General features: G+C 69.3%; 14 protein-coding genes and 2 pseudogenes. 13 read left to right on the forward strand and 3 right to left on the reverse strand.

Going from position 1 to position 17771, the window contains the following annotated elements:
* Nucleotides 1–7: 7 nt before the first annotated feature.
* The 3 genes from BTZ20_RS13330 to BTZ20_RS13340 are packed head-to-tail and all read right to left on the reverse strand — an operon-like array spanning nt 8 to nt 2759.
* The gene (locus tag BTZ20_RS13330) at nt 8–424 is read right to left on the reverse strand and encodes a Rieske (2Fe-2S) protein (protein ID WP_077041702.1); all 417 of its coding nucleotides are present in this window, start codon (nt 422–424) and stop codon (nt 8–10) included.
* Nucleotides 421–1638: a ZIP family metal transporter gene (locus tag BTZ20_RS13335; RefSeq protein ID WP_083742661.1), complete on the reverse strand. Its 1218-nt coding sequence runs from the start codon at nt 1636–1638 to the stop codon at nt 421–423. The genes BTZ20_RS13330 and BTZ20_RS13335 overlap by 4 nt, the downstream gene beginning before the upstream one ends.
* Nucleotides 1635–2759, reverse strand: coding sequence for a multicopper oxidase domain-containing protein (locus BTZ20_RS13340; RefSeq protein ID WP_223263793.1), 1125 nt, complete (start codon nt 2757–2759; stop codon nt 1635–1637). The genes BTZ20_RS13335 and BTZ20_RS13340 overlap by 4 nt, the downstream gene beginning before the upstream one ends.
* Before the next feature lie 114 nt (nt 2760–2873).
* Between BTZ20_RS13340 and BTZ20_RS13345 the strand changes: the two genes are divergently transcribed.
* From BTZ20_RS13345 to BTZ20_RS29830, 13 genes and pseudogenes are all read left to right on the forward strand, one after another.
* Nucleotides 2874–3203 (forward strand): ArsR/SmtB family transcription factor, encoded by a 330-nt coding sequence (locus tag BTZ20_RS13345; protein WP_077041703.1) that lies wholly within the window; start codon nt 2874–2876, stop codon nt 3201–3203.
* Nucleotides 3204–3920: a cation transporter gene (locus BTZ20_RS13350; protein WP_077041704.1), complete on the forward strand. Its 717-nt coding sequence runs from the start codon at nt 3204–3206 to the stop codon at nt 3918–3920.
* 24 nt (nt 3921–3944) lie between these two features.
* On the forward strand, nt 3945–4289 hold the full coding sequence (locus BTZ20_RS13355) for a DUF3703 domain-containing protein (RefSeq protein ID WP_077041705.1): 345 nt from the start codon (nt 3945–3947) through the stop codon (nt 4287–4289).
* Between the two features lie 263 nt (nt 4290–4552).
* On the forward strand, nt 4553–5053 hold the full coding sequence (locus BTZ20_RS13360) for an OB-fold domain-containing protein (RefSeq protein WP_077041706.1): 501 nt from the start codon (nt 4553–4555) through the stop codon (nt 5051–5053).
* A gap of 50 nt (nt 5054–5103) precedes the next feature.
* Nucleotides 5104–5328, forward strand: a complete 225-nt coding sequence (locus BTZ20_RS13365; protein ID WP_077041707.1) for a hypothetical protein — start codon at nt 5104–5106, stop codon at nt 5326–5328.
* A gap of 87 nt (nt 5329–5415) precedes the next feature.
* Nucleotides 5416–5862: a helix-turn-helix transcriptional regulator gene (locus tag BTZ20_RS13370; protein WP_077041708.1), complete on the forward strand. Its 447-nt coding sequence runs from the start codon at nt 5416–5418 to the stop codon at nt 5860–5862.
* A gap of 5 nt (nt 5863–5867) precedes the next feature.
* Nucleotides 5868–6278 carry a VOC family protein gene (locus tag BTZ20_RS13375; RefSeq protein WP_077043691.1) on the forward strand — a complete coding sequence of 137 codons (411 nt, stop codon included), beginning with the start codon at nt 5868–5870 and terminating at the stop codon, nt 6276–6278.
* Between the two features lies 1 nt (nt 6279).
* Nucleotides 6280–6905: pseudogene (locus tag BTZ20_RS13380) on the forward strand (glyoxalase).
* 64 nt (nt 6906–6969) lie between these two features.
* Nucleotides 6970–9357 (forward strand): ATP-binding cassette domain-containing protein, encoded by a 2388-nt coding sequence (locus tag BTZ20_RS13385; protein WP_077041709.1) that lies wholly within the window; start codon nt 6970–6972, stop codon nt 9355–9357.
* A gap of 247 nt (nt 9358–9604) precedes the next feature.
* A complete protein-coding gene (locus BTZ20_RS13390; RefSeq protein WP_077041710.1) occupies nt 9605–10126 on the forward strand; it encodes a hypothetical protein in 522 nt (173 codons plus the stop codon).
* A gap of 450 nt (nt 10127–10576) precedes the next feature.
* Nucleotides 10577–14800 carry a non-ribosomal peptide synthetase gene (locus BTZ20_RS29450; protein WP_189636467.1) on the forward strand — a complete coding sequence of 1408 codons (4224 nt, stop codon included), beginning with the start codon at nt 10577–10579 and terminating at the stop codon, nt 14798–14800.
* A gap of 23 nt (nt 14801–14823) precedes the next feature.
* The gene (locus BTZ20_RS29455; RefSeq protein ID WP_317616036.1) at nt 14824–17400 is read left to right on the forward strand and encodes a non-ribosomal peptide synthetase; all 2577 of its coding nucleotides are present in this window, start codon (nt 14824–14826) and stop codon (nt 17398–17400) included.
* Nucleotides 17313–17696 (forward strand): annotated as a pseudogene (locus tag BTZ20_RS29830) (AMP-binding enzyme); the annotation flags it as partial. The gene BTZ20_RS29455 and the pseudogene BTZ20_RS29830, both read left to right, overlap by 88 nt.
* Nucleotides 17697–17771 lie beyond the last annotated feature (75 nt).

Consider the following 17771-nt stretch of genomic DNA (forward strand, 5'->3'; position numbering starts at 1 on the left):
GAGCCGCTCACTCGACGGTGAGCATGTCACCTGCGCTGGTGACCACGTAGCCGGCGAGGGCCTCCCGGGCCGGAGTGCGGACCACCGAGCCGTCGGTGATCGAGAAGCGGCTGCCGTGGCAGGCGCAGTTGATGGTGCCGTCGCTCACCTCGGACACGAGGCAGCCCTGGTGCGTGCACACCGCCGCGAACGCCCGGAAGACGCCCGGCTCGGGCTGGGTCAGGACCAACTGGTGCTCGGCCAGGACGATCCCGCCACCGACCGGGACCTCCGACGCCGCGATCCGCGCGGGTTCGGTACTCCGGTCCTTTCCGACGGCCGCCACGCCGGTGCTGCAGCCCGCGACGGCCAGGCAGCCTGTCGCGCAGGTGGCGGCCAGGAAGGCTCGGCGGGGCATCGCCCCCGTCTGGTTGACGTCGGTCATGCGGGAACCACCAATCCGGTCAGGTACATCAGCATGATTCCAACCCCGATCCCGGCCAGGACCACCGGGTCCACGGACGTGCGATCGCGGCCGCGCAGGGACGGCGCGATCTGGACGATCACCTGGATGATCGCGCCGACACCGACACCGAGCAGCAACGCGGAGACCTCGGCGTTGCTCACGCTCGCGCCGAGGACGGCGCCGAGGATGGCGGACGCCCCGGCAAGTAACCCGAGTCCCAGCAGAATGAACAGGGGAGTGCGCCGTCCGGTCAGCGGGGCGACGATTGCCAGGCCCTCGGTGGTGTTGTGCAGGGTGAACCCGATCACCAGGAAGGCCCCGAGGGCGAGCTCACCGACGGCGTAGGCGGATCCGATGGCCAGGCCCTCGCCGAGATTGTGCAGCCCGATACCTGCCGCGATCATGGCGGACAGTCGCAGCCCGGACGCTTCCGATCCCGTCTGCCGGGCGCGCAGGTACCGGTCGATGCCCATCAGTGCGAGGAAGGCGACCGCCGCGCCGAGGACGACGAGGGTGACGCCACCGAATGCCCCGCCGGAAGCCGCCGCCAGCTCGAACCCCTCGCCCGCTCCGTCGAAGGCGAGGAAGGCGAGCAGGCCGACAGTGAGAGCGAGCACGAACCGGACCGCGCGGGCTCCGGCCCGACGCAGCACCGGCAGCAACAGCATGCCCAGCAATACCGGGATGACGCCCACATAGATGCCCAGCAGCGCCATCGTGCCGAAGAACGCCGCCCCGGGTTCCGGGGTGGGTACCGCGGCGGGGATCTCGTGCTCGATGACAAGCCCGGTGTTGGTCAGCATCGAGACCAGATAGGGCTGACCGGTGATCCACGGGTAGTCGAAGGTGACCGTCTCGGACTGCAGCCGTCCGATCGGCTCCTCGGCCCCCTCGAGATTGACGTAGGCATCGTTGACGAACGCCTGCGCGATGGTCACCGGGTCGGGCCCGACATTGCGCAGCGTCAGGACGATCTGCCCGGGTTCGAGGACGGTTCTTTCGATCGCGATGTCCTCGATCGGGGGTCCGGCGCGGTCCGGCAGGCTCTGCCCGGCGAGCAGGGCCAGCGCCGCAAGGGCCACCGCGATGATCGCGACGACGCCCGCGCCGCGGATCCACGCACCCGACCGGGTCAGCTCCGTACGGTCGGCGCCGGTCTCATCCGGCCCCGGGCGTGGTGATGTATTCGTCACTCGGTCACCTCGAAGAATCCCATCCAGCCCAGATCGGCGAACTCGGTCTTGTGGGCGTGGAACATGTACTGACCCGGATGCGGGAAGCGCATCTCGCAGATCCCGCGCTGGCCCTGCCCCTGGATGATCGTGTCCGTGAACTCGGCCGGCTCGAGCCGCGTCCCGGTGGGGAAGTAGTCGAAGAAGTTGCCGTGCACGTGGAAGCTGTTGATCGGGTCGTACTCGAGGATGTTGACCAGGTAGATGCGCACCAGTTCACCGCGCTTCACCTGCACCGGCTCGTGCATGTAGTGGAACGGGATGCCGTTGACGGCGTAGAGCTGGTTGCCCTCGCCGTCGAAGGTGGTGTTGTAGCCGTGCATGACCATCACCATCTCGTCGGCGGGCGGACGTCCCTGCGCGGGATCGATGATGAAGGTGCCGTACATGCCGCGGGCGATGTGTTCGGCCAGCGGGCTGACGTGGCAGTGGTAGAGGTGCACCCCGAACGGCGTGGCGTCGAACTCGTAGGTGAAGGACGACCCGGGCTCGATGATTCCCCGGCCGACCCCGGGGATCCCGTCCATCTCAGCAGGGTGGATGCCGTGGAAGTGCATCGTGTGCGGGTGCTCGGACCCGTTGGTGAAGCGGACCCGGAGCCGCTCACCCTCCCGGCACCTCAGCGCCGGGCCCGGCACCCGGGAGTTGAAGGTCCACGCCGGGAAGTGCACACCCGGCGCGATCTCGATCTCCTCGTCGCTGGCGAAGATCTCCCACTCGCGCAGCGTGCGCCCGTCCGGCAACACCGAGGTCGTGCCGTAGTCGAAATCGCGCAGCATCGCGGTCGGGTTGAACCCGTTCGCTTCGTGGTCTACCTGTTGGCCGAGACGGAACGTGGCCCCACTCTCCCCGCCGCCGTGGCCTGCGGCCGCCGTGCCGTGTGCCTGCCCCTCGGCGGCCCCGGATCCGTGGCCACCGGGGTGCGGCGACGCCGACGCCTCCGACTGCTTGCCCGCGCCAAGCAGCAGCCCCGCCGAACCCGCCAGCGCCCCTCCGATCAGCAGCTGACGCCGCGACGGCGCACTCGCCGAGCCGCCCTCGATCGGGGCGACGGGCGTTGCGCGCGCAAAATTTCGCTTGATCACATTACAAAGTTTGACATACCGAACTTAAGTGTTCACCCCCTCCTCATCGCACACGGTCGGCGCATTCGATACAGACTGCCATGAATACAGATTGAGCTGTATTATCGCCGTATGGACACCCTGGTCAACAGCGACGCGCTATCGCGGTTCGGATACGCGCTGTCGGACTCGACGCGGTCGCAGATCCTCTTGAGCCTGCGCAACGGGCCCGGATACCCGTCCGATCTCGCCGACAAGATCGGTGTCTCGCGACAGATCCTGTCCAACCATCTCGCGTGCCTGCGCGGGTGCGGCCTCGTGATCGCGGTGCCGGAGGGCCGCCGTAGCCGGTACGAACTGGCGGATCCGCGGATCGCCAGGGCGCTCGAGGACCTGATCGGCCTCGTCCTCGCGGTCGATCCGTCGTACTGCCCCGATGCCGCGACCGAGGAGTGCTGCTGAATGGCGCCGAACCTCGGATTGCCCGCAGCGCGTCCGCGGCCAGGGGCGGCCGCACCCGACGAGGCGCGTAAGCAGGTCCTCTCACGCCGGATCCGGCTGTTCGTCGGCGCCACGATCAGCTACAACGTCATCGAGGCGGCGATCGCACTGGCCGAGGGAACCCGGGTCTCGTCGGCGGCGTTGATCGGGTTCGGCCTCGACTCGGTGATCGAGGTGTCCTCCGCGGCGGCGGTGGCATGGCAGTTCGCCGGCCGCGATCCCGCGGCCCGCGAGAAGGTCGCGCTCCGGATCATCGCCTTCTCCTTCTTCGCCCTGGCCCTCTACGTCAGCATCGACGCGCTCCGGTCCCTGTTCGGTCTCGGCGAGGCCCGCCACTCGACCGTGGGCATCGCGCTCGCCGCCGTCAGCCTGGCCGTCATGCCGGTCCTGTCCTGGGCGCAGCGGCGAGCCGGACGCGAGCTCGGGTCGCTCTCCGCGGTGGCGGACTCGAAGCAGACCCTGTTGTGCACCTATCTGTCGGCGGTGCTGTTGGTCGGACTCGCCCTCAACAGCCTGTTCGGGTGGTCCTGGGCCGACCCGATCGCGGCCCTCGCCATCGCCGTCATCGCGGTGAGGGAGGGAATCAACGCCTGGCGGGGCGATCCCTGCTGCCCGACCCCGACGGCCGGACGTCCGAGCGACGACCCGGGCGATCCCGACTGCGACTGCTGCGACTGACCACCGAGAGACCAGGAGACCCCGATGCGCGCCATCACCCCGCCCGCCCGAGCGCTGTACGACCACGAGATGACCGCGGGCCGGACCGCGCCGACCGTGCAGGAACGGTGGCGGCACCTCGAGCGCGCACACATCATTTCGCAGCCCTACCCCTGGTTGCACACCCGCAACCATGTCGCGATGCTCGCACTCGCGCTGACCCAGCGGGACAGGGGAGAGGCGCTCGGCCAGGTCATCCGGATCATCGTGGCCGCCCCTGGCTCACTGGCCGGGCGCTACCCGGAGGGGAACACCGGGCGCGCATCCGCGGGACTCACGACACCCATGCCCATCCCTGACGACCTGGCCGAGGTCATCTCGCGCACGTGAGCGACCTGCCGGCCCGGTTCCCCGAGCTGCCGACAGGGAATCCCCAGGTCGAGTACGCGGAGACCGTTACCTCGTTCGTCGCCTGACACCTCGACCCACACGGCCCTCGGGTGCCCTGCGTGGCACACCCGGACCGGCACCTGTGATGCGCATCACAGGCAATGCAGGCATGTACCCAGGTAGTCCGACCGTTGTCGGGTACCCGCGCCTGCGGGCACTGTGTCGTACACGGGGCGAAGATTTACGAAGGTGAGGTTTCCGCGATGTACCAACACCAACTGCTGCACCCGCGCGTGACGTGTCGGGTCGACGAGATCGGCCGGCGAGACGCCCGTGCCGGGAGTGGTGAGGTATCCGAGGAAGCCGCGCCCACCCGAGCTCCGTCGTCGGGATCGGGTTCGATCGTGTCGTGGATGGTGATCGAACCAGCGCAGGACGAGACGTACGCGGAACCGATGCCGACCACGATCGCAATCGTCGATCTCGACACCGGCGGGCGGATCTACGCCTCGATCGAGGGCGAGGTCCTGGTTCGGACGGGCCAACGGGTGCGCGTGCTGCTGCACCCGGCGATCCGGGGCGCAAGATTCCCCCTCCGCGGCGTGGTCGGCTCGATCGCCTGCGATTGCCGTCCGAAGAAGGCACCGACACACGAACCACCACCCCGACACCACCACACGCACAACGACCTCCTGGAGTGGCTCCTGCGGCACCGAGGCTGGACCACCTGGACGCGTACGACCGAGGTAGGGAGGTCGCGATGATGTGGAGCCCATGCGCATACGCGCGGCGTTGGCCCGAGTTGTGGGAGCCGTTGAGCGAAGCGGACCGGTGGGTGCTGTCGCAAACGCTGGCAGACGATCACGCCGAGAACGTGAGCCGCGAGGAGGTCGCGGATCTGGCTCGGTACCTGGCCGGAGACATCACGGCCGACGAGTACGAGCTGCGGGCAGCCTGGCGACAGGTCGGCGCGGACACTGTCACTGTGCAGCTCGATCACGGTGCGGTCGGCCCGCTCCGCCTCGACACCGTCGCCTGAGCCACCTTCCTCCCGGGTGCCGGACGCGAGTGGGGTGGGACGCCTGCGGTGCTAGGCAACTCCGACGCGACGTGCCACCATCGTGAGGTGACCAGCAGACCCGCCGAGCCACAGCGTCTTCGTGACCTCGCCCGACTACGCGGGGTCCGCGACCGGATGGACCGGGAGTACGCGCAGCCTCTGAACGTCGAGGCGCTCGCCCGCGACGCGCACATGTCGGCCGGGCATCTCAGCCGCCAGTTTCGGCTCGCGTACGGCGAGTCGCCGTATTCCTATCTGATGACGCGGCGCATCGAGCGCGCGATGGCGATGCTGCGTGTCGGCGACCTCAGCGTCACCGAGGTCTGCTTCGCGGTGGGCTGCTCGTCGCTGGGGACCTTCAGCACACGATTCACCGAATTGGTCGGTATGCCGCCGAGCGCCTACCGGGACCAGACGCGCCCCGAGGGGGAGATGCCGTCCTGTGTCGCGAAGCAGGTGACAAGACCGATCAGGAATCGAGAAGCGCAGGCGGTGTCACCCCAATTAGCGTGACTGCCATGGACATCAGAATTCACTCGGCCTTCCTCCCACACAACGACCGCGATGCCGCCCTGACCTTCTACCGCGACACCCTCGGCTTCGAGGTCCGCAAGGAGGTCGGCTACAACGGGATGTACTGGATCACCGTCGGCCACCCGGACCAGCCCGACACCTCCCTCGTCCTGCACCCGCCTGCCGCCGACCCCGGCGTGACCGACGACGAGCGTCGCATGATCACCGAGATGATGGCCAAGGGGACCTACGCGATCCTCACCCTGGCCACCCCCGACCTGGACGACACCTTCGCCAAGCTGGTGAGCAGCGGCGCGGACATCGTCCAGGAGCCGATCGATCAGCCGTACGGGATCCGCGACTGCGCCGTGCGGGACCCCGCAGGGAACCTTCTCCGAATCAACGAGGTGAACTGAGATGACAACCACGCAACAGGTCACCGTCTCGTCGGTGACCCTCGACGTCCCCGACACCGCGGCCGCGGAGGCGTTCTACACCGCTCTCGGGTCGGTTCCCGGATCGGTGTTCGCGCCTCGCAGACTCCGTCCACCGGGTTTCGCGGTTACACACTCTCCCTCGTGGTCTCCCAGCCGAACAACGTCGACGCGTACGTCGCCGCCGCGCTCGGCGGGGGCGCGACGCAACTGAAGCCGCCCAGCAAGAGCCTGTGGGGGTACGGCGCTGCGGTGCAGGCACCGGACGGCGCGATCTGGACGATCGCCAGCTCGTCGAAGAAGAACACCGGGCCGGCGACCCGCGAGTTCGACGAACTCGTGCTGCTGCTCGGAGTGGAGGACGTCAAGGCAACCAAGCAGTTCTACGTCGATCGCGGACTGGCGGTGGAGAAGAGCTTCGGTCGCAAGTACGTTCAGTTCGCGGGCTCGTCCAGCGGTGTCACGTTGGCGCTGAACGGGCGCCGGGCGTTGGCGAAGAACGCGGGCGTGTCCGCGGAGGGCACGGGGTCGCACGGGATCACGATCCGCTCGAACGCCGGACAGTTCACCGACCCGGACGGATTCGTGTGGGAGGCAGCTGCCGGATGACGGTGGTGTCGGGTAGACAGGAAAGCCGAACGCGACAGAGCCGGACGCGACAGAGGGAGACACGATGAGCATGGCCACGAGGACGGACGAGCAGTCGGATCTGCACCGGGCCGACAGCCACGATCTGATCCGCGTGACCGGCGCGCGGGAGAACAACCTCAAGGACATCAGCGTGGAGCTCCCGAAGCGGCGGCTGACGGTGTTCACCGGTGTCTCCGGCTCGGGCAAGAGTTCGCTGGTGTTCAGCACGATCGCCGCGGAGTCGCAGCGGATGATCAACGAGACCTACAGCTCCTTCGTGCAGGGCTTCATGCCGACCCTGGCGCGACCGGAGGTCGACGTCCTGGAAGGGCTCACGACCGCGATCATCGTCGACCAGGAACGGATGGGGTCGAACCCCCGGTCCACGGTCGGCACCGCCACCGATGCCAACGCGATGCTTCGCATCCTCTTCAGCCGACTCGGGCAGCCGCACATCGGCTCACCCCAGGCGTTCTCCTTCAACGTCGCCTCCGTCAGCGGCGCGGGCGCGGTCACCATGGAGAAGGGCGGACGGGAGGTGAAGGAGCGTCGCAGCTTCAGCATCACCGGCGGCATGTGTCTGCGCTGCGAGGGCCGGGGCAATGTCTCCGATTTCGACCTGACCGCGCTGTACGACGACAGCAAGTCGCTGAACGAGGGTGCGCTGACGATCCCCGGCTACAGCATGGACGGCTGGTACGGCCGCATCTACCGTGGCTGCGGCTTCTTCGACCCTGACAAGCCGATCTCGAAGTTCACGAAGAAGCAGGTGAACGACCTGCTGTACAAGGAGCCGACCAAGATCAAGGTCGACGGCGTCAATGTGACCTTCGAGGGCCTGATCCCGAAGATCCAGAAATCGTTCCTGTCCAAGGACCGCGAGGCGATGCAGCCGCACATCCGGGCGTTCGTCGACCGCGCGATCACCTTTCAGACCTGCCCCGACTGCGACGGCACCCGGCTCAGCGAGGGGGCGCGGTCCTCGAAGATCGAGGGCATCAACATCGCCGACGCCTGCTCGATGCAGATCAGCGACCTGGCCGACTGGGTCCGTGGTCTCGACGAACCGTCGGTGGCGCCGCTGCTGACGGCGCTGCGGCACCTGCTCGACTCGTTCGCGGATATCGGGCTCGGGTATCTCTCGCTGGACCGACCGGCAGGCACGCTGTCGGGCGGCGAGGCACAGCGCACCAAGATGATCCGCCACCTCGGCTCGTCACTCACCGACGTCACCTACGTGTTCGACGAGCCGACCATCGGCCTGCACCCGCACGACATCCAGCGGATGAACGCCCTGCTGCTGCAGCTGCGCGACAAGGGCAACACGGTGCTCGTCGTGGAGCACAAGCCGGAGACCATCGTGATCGCCGATCACGTCGTCGACCTCGGCCCCGGCGCAGGCACGGCAGGCGGCACCGTCTGCTTCGAGGGCTCCGTGGAGGGGCTACGGGGGAGTGACACCACGACCGGTCGCCACCTCGACGACCGGGCGGCGGTCAAGGAATCGGTACGTTCCTCGTCCGGTGCGCTCGAGATCCGCGGCGCGACGTCACACAACCTGCAGGGTGTGGACGTCGACATCCCGCTCGGGCTGCTCTGCGTGGTCACCGGCGTCGCGGGTTCCGGCAAGAGCTCACTGATCAACGGCTCCGTCTCCGGACGGGACGGCGTGGTCTCGATCGACCAGGGCGCGATCAAGGGCTCCCGGCGGAGCAACCCGGCGACCTACACCGGGCTGCTCGATCCGATCCGCAAGGCGTTCGCGAAGGCCAACGGCGTGAAGCCGGCGCTCTTCAGCTCCAATTCCGAGGGCGCCTGCCCCACCTGCAATGGCGCGGGCGTCATCTACACCGACCTGGGGGTCATGGCCACCGTCGAGTCGCCCTGCGAGGAGTGCGAGGGGAAGCGGTTCCAGGCGTCGGTGCTCGAGTACACGCTTGGCGGCCGGAACATCGCCGAAGTGCTCGCGATGCCGGTGGCCGAGGCGGAGGAGTTCTTCGGCGGCGGCGAGGCCAAGATTGCGGCCGCGCACAAGATCCTGCAACGGCTCGCCGACGTCGGGCTCGGTTACCTCAGCCTCGGCCAGCCGCTCACCACGCTGTCCGGCGGCGAGCGGCAGCGGCTCAAGCTGGCCACCGCCATGGCCGAGAAGGGTGACGTCTACATCCTCGACGAGCCGACGACCGGTCTGCATCTCGCCGACGTCGAGAACCTGCTCGGGCTGCTGGACCGCCTCGTCGACTCCGGCAAGTCGGTGATCGTGATCGAGCACCACCAGGCGGTGATGGCGCACGCCGACTGGATCATCGACCTCGGCCCCGGTGCGGGCCACGACGGCGGCCGGATCGTCTTCGAGGGCACCCCCGCCGACCTCGTCGCCGCGCACTCCACCCTCACCGGAGAGCACCTCGCGGCCTACGTCGGCGCCTGACCGGCAACCCTCGCCGACACCGCGCGCGACCGCTGGGACGCGCGCGGTGTCGGTTCGATTTCTGGGGCGGGACGTCCGGCTCGGTGCCCATGGTGAGGGCGATCCCGGCGATGTTCGCGGTCTTGGTAACCATGATCCGGTTGTGCAGGTAGTCCTTGACCGGTGCGCGGACGAGACGGCCGCGACGCCTCAGCGACGTTGTTGACGAATGTCAACAACGCACGGTGCCAGCGGTTACGCTCGCCGGGTGGACCACGAGGAGAACAGCTATCGATACTCGTTCATCACGCCCCTGTTGCCGGCCTCCGTGGAGAATCGGATCCGCGATGACCTCGGGGCCACGGTGACCGTTCACGGCCACCTCAATGTCGTCACCGTGATCGGCGCCGCATACCGGCGCGCCGTCGCCGGCATGAATCTCGCCGAAGCCCTTGCCGAGCGCGGTGTCGCCGCGGAACGAACGCAGCCCGACCTCGTCAATCGCCGGATGATCGCCGAGCGCGCCCGCTGCACCAGGCAGGCCGTCGCGCTCTGGGTGACAAGGCAACGGCACCAACACGATCCGTTCCCGCTGCCCGTCACCCTGGTACCGGGGGAGACCTGGGCGTGGGCGGAGGTCAATTCCTGGCTCGCCCGAAACGGGTACCCCCACGAGAGCGGGTGCACCATCCCGGGACTCGAGGACTACGCGCGGCTCGACTCGCACCTGCTGTCCCATCGCGACGAATACCGCGAGATCGCCGCGGCTGCGCGTCGGAATCGCGAGTAGGAGAGACCAGCCTTTTGTCACAGTGACGCAATACGGTGGCGTAGCCGGAGGTGAGGGCGCCGCCGCAGACTGTCACGACGGATTGCCGCAACGAGCGAGACCGGACGCCACACGGGGACGGGATCCGGGCCCGCCAAGGCCGAGATCGCTACCGGCGCCGTCGAATTCGCCCTCAGGGGTGAACTCACCTGGCCTCGCGACGAAGGAGCTACGCGCCTGCGTTGGAAGGAATCTGCGCCCGAGCGCTTCGTAGTACCCAGCGTGTCCGCATGGCGGGCTGGCTCCTGTTACCGATCACCGCGAGGAGATCGCCGAACTGCTGCTGGCCGGACGGGAGGCACCGACCGGCCCGAGCGCTGCAGACGACAACCGTCACATGCCGTTAGTCTGAACAGAAAGTTGGCGACACGCCGATCGCGAAGCGATGCTGCCCTCTACATGAGGTTGATAATGAAAGATTCATCATCGGATCTAGATCAAGGCGTCGAGTGGCCGCAGACCGCCGATCGCAGACCGGACGGTTCGTCTGATGCGTTCCCGCTGTCAGCGGTCCAGCGGAGTGTGTGGTTCGGTCAGCAACTGAACCCGACGGCGCCGATCTTCATTGCGCAGTACGTGGAACTGCACGGCGACATCGATCTCGAACTGTTGCGTTCGGCGGCGGTGACCGCGGCCCGTGAGTTCCAGTCGCCGTTCCTTCGCCTGGTGGACACCGGCGGGGAACCGCGCCAGATGGTCGACCACTCGATCGACACCTCGATCGCGTCGTTCGACTTCCGGCAGGAGAAGGACCCGCTCGGCGCGGCGCATGCGTGGATCGACGATGACTACGTCACCCCGATCCAACTGACCCGGGACCGGCTGGTGGAGATGACCATTCTCCAGGTCGCCGACAGGGACTACCTGTGGTACGCGCGAATCCATCACGTCGCGCTCGACGGCTACAGCGGCATGACCATGGTGAACCGCATCGCGGCCCTCTACACCGCCGCGTCCAAAGGCGTCGATCCGGATCCGAGCCGGGCTCTCGACCTGCGCACGCTCTATGAGCTGGATCAGAAGTACCGCTCGTCGAGCCGGTTCGAGGCCGACCGCGATTACTGGGCCGAGCACGTGCGGGGGATCGAGGCCGGCTCCACGCTCGCGCACCGGGACGGGCCGGCCGCGGCCCGTTGCCGGCTGGAGAGCGCCCAGTTGACCGACGCTGCGCTCGACCGGCTGAACTCGTCCGACACCCGGATCGGCGCGACGCCCGCGGCGCAGCTCATCGCGGCGTTCGCCTGCTACCTGTCGAGGATGACGGGGAGCCGCGACGTCCTGGTGAACGTGCCGGTGTCCGCACGCACAACCGCACCGCTGCAGCATTCCGGTGGCATGCTCGTCAACGTCGCGCCGCTCCGGATCACGGTCGACCCCGACGACACCGTCGCCGACCTCGTCCGGCGGGTACAGCTGGAACTCATGGGCGCTCTGCGCCACCAGCGGTGCAGTCTCGAGGACATCCGGCGCGACGCCGGGCTGACCGGTGTGCGGCAGGAACTGTCAGGGCCGATGGTCAACGTGATGCTCTTCCGCCAGGAGATCACCCTCGGGCCGATCGTCGGCGAATACCACATCGTGACCTCCGGACCCGTGCAGGACCTGCTGGTCAACATCTACCAGAGCGGCACGCCTGCCCGGGCGCTCGTCGACTTCCGGGGCAATCCCAACCGATATGGCGAGGAGGAGTTGCGCACCCACCACCGGCGCTTCATCGGACTCGTGGAGGCCCTGCTCGCCGCCGAGCCGACCACCGTGCTGGCGGACCTCCATGCCGAGTCGGCCCGGATCGGGGCGCGCATGCTGCGCGAGAGTTCCGAGCTGGCATTCTGGAAGCAGGAGCTGGCCGGGCAGCCGGAGTCCGCGGTGTTGCCGCGCGCCGGCCCGGCGCCGCCAGTCGGGACCGGACGGGGCTCGGTCACGCGCACGCTCGACCGCGACCTGCACGCCGCGGCCGCAGAGCTCGCCCACGGCCTCGGCATCGGGCCGTTGACGATGCTGCACACCGCACTGGCCGCGGTCCTGAGCAGGCTCACCGACACCGACGACATCGTCATCGCCGCTCCGGTGCCGAGCTGGCCCGACCTGTCGCCGGGGGCGAACCCGGATCGGGGCGCACCCACTGCCGTCCCCAACACCGTGGCCCTGCGCACTCCGATCGACCCGTCGGCACGCTTCCCCGACCTCGCGCGCGAGACCGGCGAGTGCGAGCGCCGCGCCTTCGCCCACCCGGAGACCCCGTTCGAACGGGTCATCGAGACGCTCGGCGGCCCCCGTCCGCGCGTGACGCTCGACGTCCACACCGCCGACACCGCGGCGACCGCGCAGGAGACCACCGAGCTCACTGTCGAACTCGCCGAGCACTTCACCGCACACGGCACGCCCGCCGGTATCGACGCGCGACTGACCTACGACAACACCGCCCTGGACGAGCACACCGTCACCGCCCTCATCGATCGGTTCGAGCGGCTGCTCGCAGGAGTCACCGCGGATCCCGACCGGCCGGTGGGGGACGTGCCCATCCTGACCGCCGCGGAGACCGAGGGGCTGACCCCGGTAGCGGGTCCGCCCGACGTCGCCCCGCGGACACTTGCCCGGATCCTCGCCGACGCGGTGGCCGCCGATCCGGACCACGAGGCGATCGTCGCCGATGGGCGCAGGCTTTCCTACCGTGAACTCGACGAACTCGCCGACAGGCTGTCGAGGCGTCTGCTCGATCACGGTCTCGGTCCGGATTCCGTTGTGGCCCTGGCGATCACGCGGTCAGTCGAGTCGGTGACCGCGGTCTGGGCGGTGGCACGCATCGGGGCCGCGTTCCTGCCCGTCGACCCGAACTACCCAGTGGACCGGATCGAGCACATGCTCTCCGACTCCGGCGCCGCGCTCGGCCTGACCGTCCGGGCGCACAGCGGCCAGCTGCCCGAGGCCATCACGTGGTTGGTCCTCGACGACCCGATCGAGGCCCCCGGCCCCATGGCCTCCGTCGCCGCGGCGACCCGTCCGGTCCACCTCGACGACGCGGCCTACCTGATCTACACCTCCGGATCGACGGGCCTGCCCAAGGGAGTGTTGGTGACCCATCGCGGGCTGGCGAACCTCGCTGCGGAGGAACGCGAACGGTTCGCGATCACCGCGGACTCCCGCACCCTGTCCTTCTCCTCGCCCAGCTTCGACGCGTCCGTGCTCGAACTGCTGATGGCGGTGGGGTCCGGCGCGACGATGGTCGTGGCCCCGCCGGACGTGTACGGAGGCGTGGAACTGGCGGGCGTCCTACGCCGTGAGCGGGTCACGCACGCGTTCGTCACCCCCGCAGCGCTGGCGTCCGTCGACCCCGCCGGGCTCGATCATCTCGAGTGCGTGGTCACCGGTGGTGACGTGTGCCCGCCCGCGCTGGTCCGGCAGTGGGCTACACCGACATCCCAGAGCTCCCGCGGACCAGGCCGGCGGATGTTCAACGCGTACGGCCCCACGGAGGCCACCGTGGTCGCCGGGATCAGCGCCGCATTACGGCCCGGTGCCCCGGTCACGGTCGGCGGACCGTCTCGCGGGTGCGGCGAATTGGTTCTTGACCGGCGGCTGCGGCCGGTGCCGGTGGGCGCGGTGGGTGAGCTGTACGTGACGGGCGACGGGCTGGCCCGCGGCTACCGGCACCGGCCGGGGCAGACCGCGGAACGCTTCGTGGCGGACCCGTACAGCGCCGGCGGCGGACGGATGTACCGGACCGGCGACCTGGTGCGGTGGATTGTTCGAACGCGCGACGGGAGGCCGAACGCGGCAGCGCTCGAACTCGAGTTCCTCGGCCGCAGCGACTTCCAGATCAAGATCCGCGGCTTCCGGATCGAGCTCGGCGAGATCGACAGTGTGCTCCTGGCTCATCCGAGTGTCGCGTTCGCGGCGACCACCGGGCACACCCGTCCCTCAGGCGACGTCGTGCTGGTCGGCTACGTGCTGCCCCTGGCCGACGCCCAGGTCGACGAGGCCGAGCTCCTCGCCCATGCCGCCGCGTCGCTGCCCGCGCACATGGTGCCCGCGACGATCGTCGTCCTCGACCGCGTGCCGCTGACCCCGGCGGGCAAGCTGGACAGGAATGCGTTGCCTGAACCTCGCTTGCGCGGGACCACCGCCGAGTACCGGGCGCCACACACCCCGACGGAGAATACGGTCGCCGCGGTGTTCGCGGACCTGCTCGGGCAGGCCCGGGTCGGTGCCGACGACAGCTTCTTCGACCTGGGCGGCGACTCCCTGGTCGCCACGAGAGTGATCGGACGGGTGAATGCGGCGCTGCCGGTGCGGCTGAGCGTGCGGGACCTGTTCGCGGAACCGACCGTTTCGGGACTGGCGCACCACGTCGACCGGATCCTCGAGAACGCCGATCCCGGTCGGCCGGCGCGAGACCGGCCCGCGCTCGTTGCGCGGGATCGCCCGGACCGGCTCCCGTTGTCCCCTGCGCAGCAGCGGATGTGGCTGGTGAACCAGTTCGACATCGCGTCGCCTGCGTACAACATCCCGTTCGCCGTGACGTTCACGGGCGAGATCGACCGTGCGGCACTGCAGACCGCGTTGGGTGACGTGATCGACAGGCACGAGGCACTGCGGACGGTGTTCCCGGCCGATGCGCGGGGCCCTACCAGGTGATCCTGCCGGCTCCGGACGCGGCGGTGGACCTGACACCCGTCGTCGTGGACCAGGAGCGGGTGGTGGAGTCGGTCGCGGCGACGGCCGCCTCCGGTTTCGATGTCCGCGAGCAGATTCCGCTGAGGATCGTGCTGCTGCGGACCGGGTCGCGTCGACACGTCCTTGCCGTGGTGCTGCACCACATATCGGCGGACGGGCAGTCCGTCGAGCTGCTGGCCCGAGACGTGGCGGCGGCGTACGCCGCGCGGGCGGCCGGACGCGCGCCCGAGTGGGATCCACTGCCGCTGCAGTACGCCGACTACGCCCTGTGGCAGCGCGAACTGCTCGGGGCGGAGGACGATCCGCAGTCGCTCGCCGCCCAGCAACTCGCCTACTGGAGTGACCGGCTGGCCGACCTTCCTGCGACGATCTCGCTGCCGCACGACCGTCCCCGGTCGCCGCGCACGACCGTGTCCGGCGGCAGGATCGAGTTCGATGTCGAGGCCGGGATCCACCGTGGCCTGGTCCGGATCGCTCGCGAGCACGGCTGCACGCTGTTCATGGTCCTACACGCCGCGCTCGCAGTTCTGCTCGCCCGGCTCGGTGCCGGGCCCGACGTCGCCGTGGGCACACCGGTCGCCGGCCGCGGCGAACCCGAACTCGACGACCTGGTCGGCATGTTCGTCAACACCCTCGTCCTGCGCAGCACGGTCCGGCCCGAGACCACCTTCACCGACCTGCTCGCACAGGTGCGCGAGACCGACCTGGGAGCGTTCGCCAACGCCGATCTGCCATTCGAGCGTCTGGTCGACGAGTTCACCTCGGACCGGTCACCCATACACGCGCCGCTGGTGCAGGTGCTGCTCGAGTTCCAGCACGGCGAGCCCACGACGGTGGCCATGCCTGGACTGTCCGCGGAGGCGGCCGAGGTGGACACGGGTGTCGCCAAGTTCGACCTGCAGCTGGGAGTGCGGGAACGATTCGACGACTCTGGTCGCGCCGCCGGACTGTCTGCGGCCCTGCGGTTCGCGACCGACCTGTTCGACCGCACCACGGTCGCCGGGATCTGCGACCGCCTGGTGCGGATCCTGGCCGCAGCGGCCGCCGATCCGACCGCGGTGGTGGGCGACATCGAGATCACCGACGAGCAGGAGAGGTCACTCGCCGCGCGGGGGCGGCCGGGGCGTGCGGTGCCGCCGACCACTCTGCCGGAGCTGTTCACGAGCGCCGCGGCACGCAGTCCTGGCGCATGCGCAGTCGTCGCAGGCACCGCCCGCATCCGGTATTCGGACCTGGCGGCGCGTGCGAACCGGTTGGCCCGCTTGCTGATCGGCCACGGAGTGGGGCCGGCGTCACTGGTGGCGGTCGCGGTGACGCGTTCGGACGACCTACCGGTCGCTCTCCTCGCGGTCCTCACCGCCGGCGCCGCATACGTCCCCGTGGACGTCGACTATCCGGAGGACCGCATCGCCTACGTGCTCGCCGACGCCGCACCGGTGTGTGTCCTGGTCGACGGCGGCGCGAGCGGTTCGGCTCTGCGTCGCACCGGCATTCCGGTTGTCGACCTCGGCGATCCAGGGGTGGCGACCGCGATCGGCACGCTGTCGCCGGCACCGGTGACCGATGCCGACCGGACCGCGCCGTTGTACCCGGACTCGCTCGCCTACGTGATCTACACGTCCGGGTCGACCGGTCGGCCGAAGGGAGTGGCGGTCTCGCACCGCAGCGTGACCACGCTGTTCGCCAATGCGGCGGAGTTGTTCCGATTCGACGGCGACGACGTGTGGACGATGTTCCATTCACACGCCTTCGATTTCGCCGTGTGGGAGTTGTGGGGTGCGCTGATCCACGGCGGCACGGCGGTGCTGGTCGACCACGCCACGGCCCGCGCGCCACACGAGCTGCTGCAGCTGTTACAGGACGAGGCGGTCACGGTCCTGTGCCAGACCCCGAGCGCCTTCTACCAGTTGGCCGACGCCGAGCGGACCCGCACCGACGCCGGGGACGCCGCGGTGCTGCGCCTGCGGTATGTGATCTTCGGCGGGGAGGCGCTGGATCCGGGGCGGCTCACCGAATGGTTCTCTCGCCGTGGCGACTCGGCACCGCAGTTGGTGAACATGTACGGGATCACCGAGACGTGCGTGCACGTGACCCACGGCCCGTTGTCCGGGGCGCCGGGCGCGAGTCGTCGAGGGTCGATCGGCAGCGCGCTGCCGGGGCTGCGGGTGCGCGTGCTCGACGAGCGGCTCCACGTGGTCCCGCCTGGTGTGGTGGGCGAGCTGTACGTGTCCGGCCCTCAGCTGGCGCGGGGTTATCCGCGTCTCGCGGGGAGACCGCGGCGCGATTCGTCGCCGACCCTTCCGGGGCAGGCACCCGGATGTACCGCACCGGCGATCTGGGCCGGTGGCGGGTGGACGGCACGCTCGAGTACGCCGGCCGCAGGGACCACCAGGTGCAGGTGCGCGGCTACCGGGTGGAGCTGGGAGAGGTGGAGGCCGCGATCGCGGCTGTGTCGGGGGTGGCGTCCGCGGTGGTGGTCGCGGACGAGGGACCCGTCGGGATCCGGCTGGTGGGGTACGCGGTGCCCGACGGCGGTGCGGTCCTCGATCCGGACGAGGTGAGGGCGTCTGTCGCCCAGTTCCTTCCGGGCTACATGGTGCCGTCGACGGTACTGATCCTGGACCGTCTTCCGGTCACCGCGCACGGCAAGCTCGACCGCGGGAGCCTGCCGGTCCCCGGTGCCACCGAGGGCTCCTACGTCGCGCCGCGCAACCCGGTCGAGGAGATCGTGGCGGGGGTGATGACCGACCTGCTCGGCGTCGACCGTGTGGGTGCCGCCGACGGATTCTTCGTCCTCGGTGGCAATTCGCTGGTGTCGGCGCAGTTGGTGGCCCGGATCAACGACGCGACCGGCGCCGCGCTCGGCATCCGGGACGTCTTCGACGGCCCCACGGTCGCCGAGCTCGCCAGGAGGGTCGGCGGGGAGGGCAGC

The organism is Rhodococcus sp. MTM3W5.2 (genome assembly GCF_001984015.1).
Lineage (GTDB): Bacteria > Actinomycetota > Actinomycetes > Mycobacteriales > Mycobacteriaceae > Rhodococcus_G > Rhodococcus_G oryzae.

Coding starts and splice junctions, on each gene's coding strand:
- BTZ20_RS13330 (WP_077041702.1), bottom strand. CDS start 424: ATGACCGACGTCAACCAGACGGGGGCGATGCCCCGCCGAGCCTTCCTG.
- BTZ20_RS13345 (WP_077041703.1), top strand. CDS start 2,874: ATGGACACCCTGGTCAACAGCGACGCGCTATCGCGGTTCGGATACGCG.
- BTZ20_RS13350 (WP_077041704.1), top strand. CDS start 3,204: ATGGCGCCGAACCTCGGATTGCCCGCAGCGCGTCCGCGGCCAGGGGCG.
- BTZ20_RS13355 (WP_077041705.1), top strand. CDS start 3,945: ATGCGCGCCATCACCCCGCCCGCCCGAGCGCTGTACGACCACGAGATG.
- BTZ20_RS13360 (WP_077041706.1), top strand. CDS start 4,553: ATGTACCAACACCAACTGCTGCACCCGCGCGTGACGTGTCGGGTCGAC.
- BTZ20_RS13375 (WP_077043691.1), top strand. CDS start 5,868: ATGGACATCAGAATTCACTCGGCCTTCCTCCCACACAACGACCGCGAT.
- BTZ20_RS13385 (WP_077041709.1), top strand. CDS start 6,970: ATGAGCATGGCCACGAGGACGGACGAGCAGTCGGATCTGCACCGGGCC.
- BTZ20_RS29450 (WP_189636467.1), top strand. CDS start 10,577: ATGAAAGATTCATCATCGGATCTAGATCAAGGCGTCGAGTGGCCGCAG.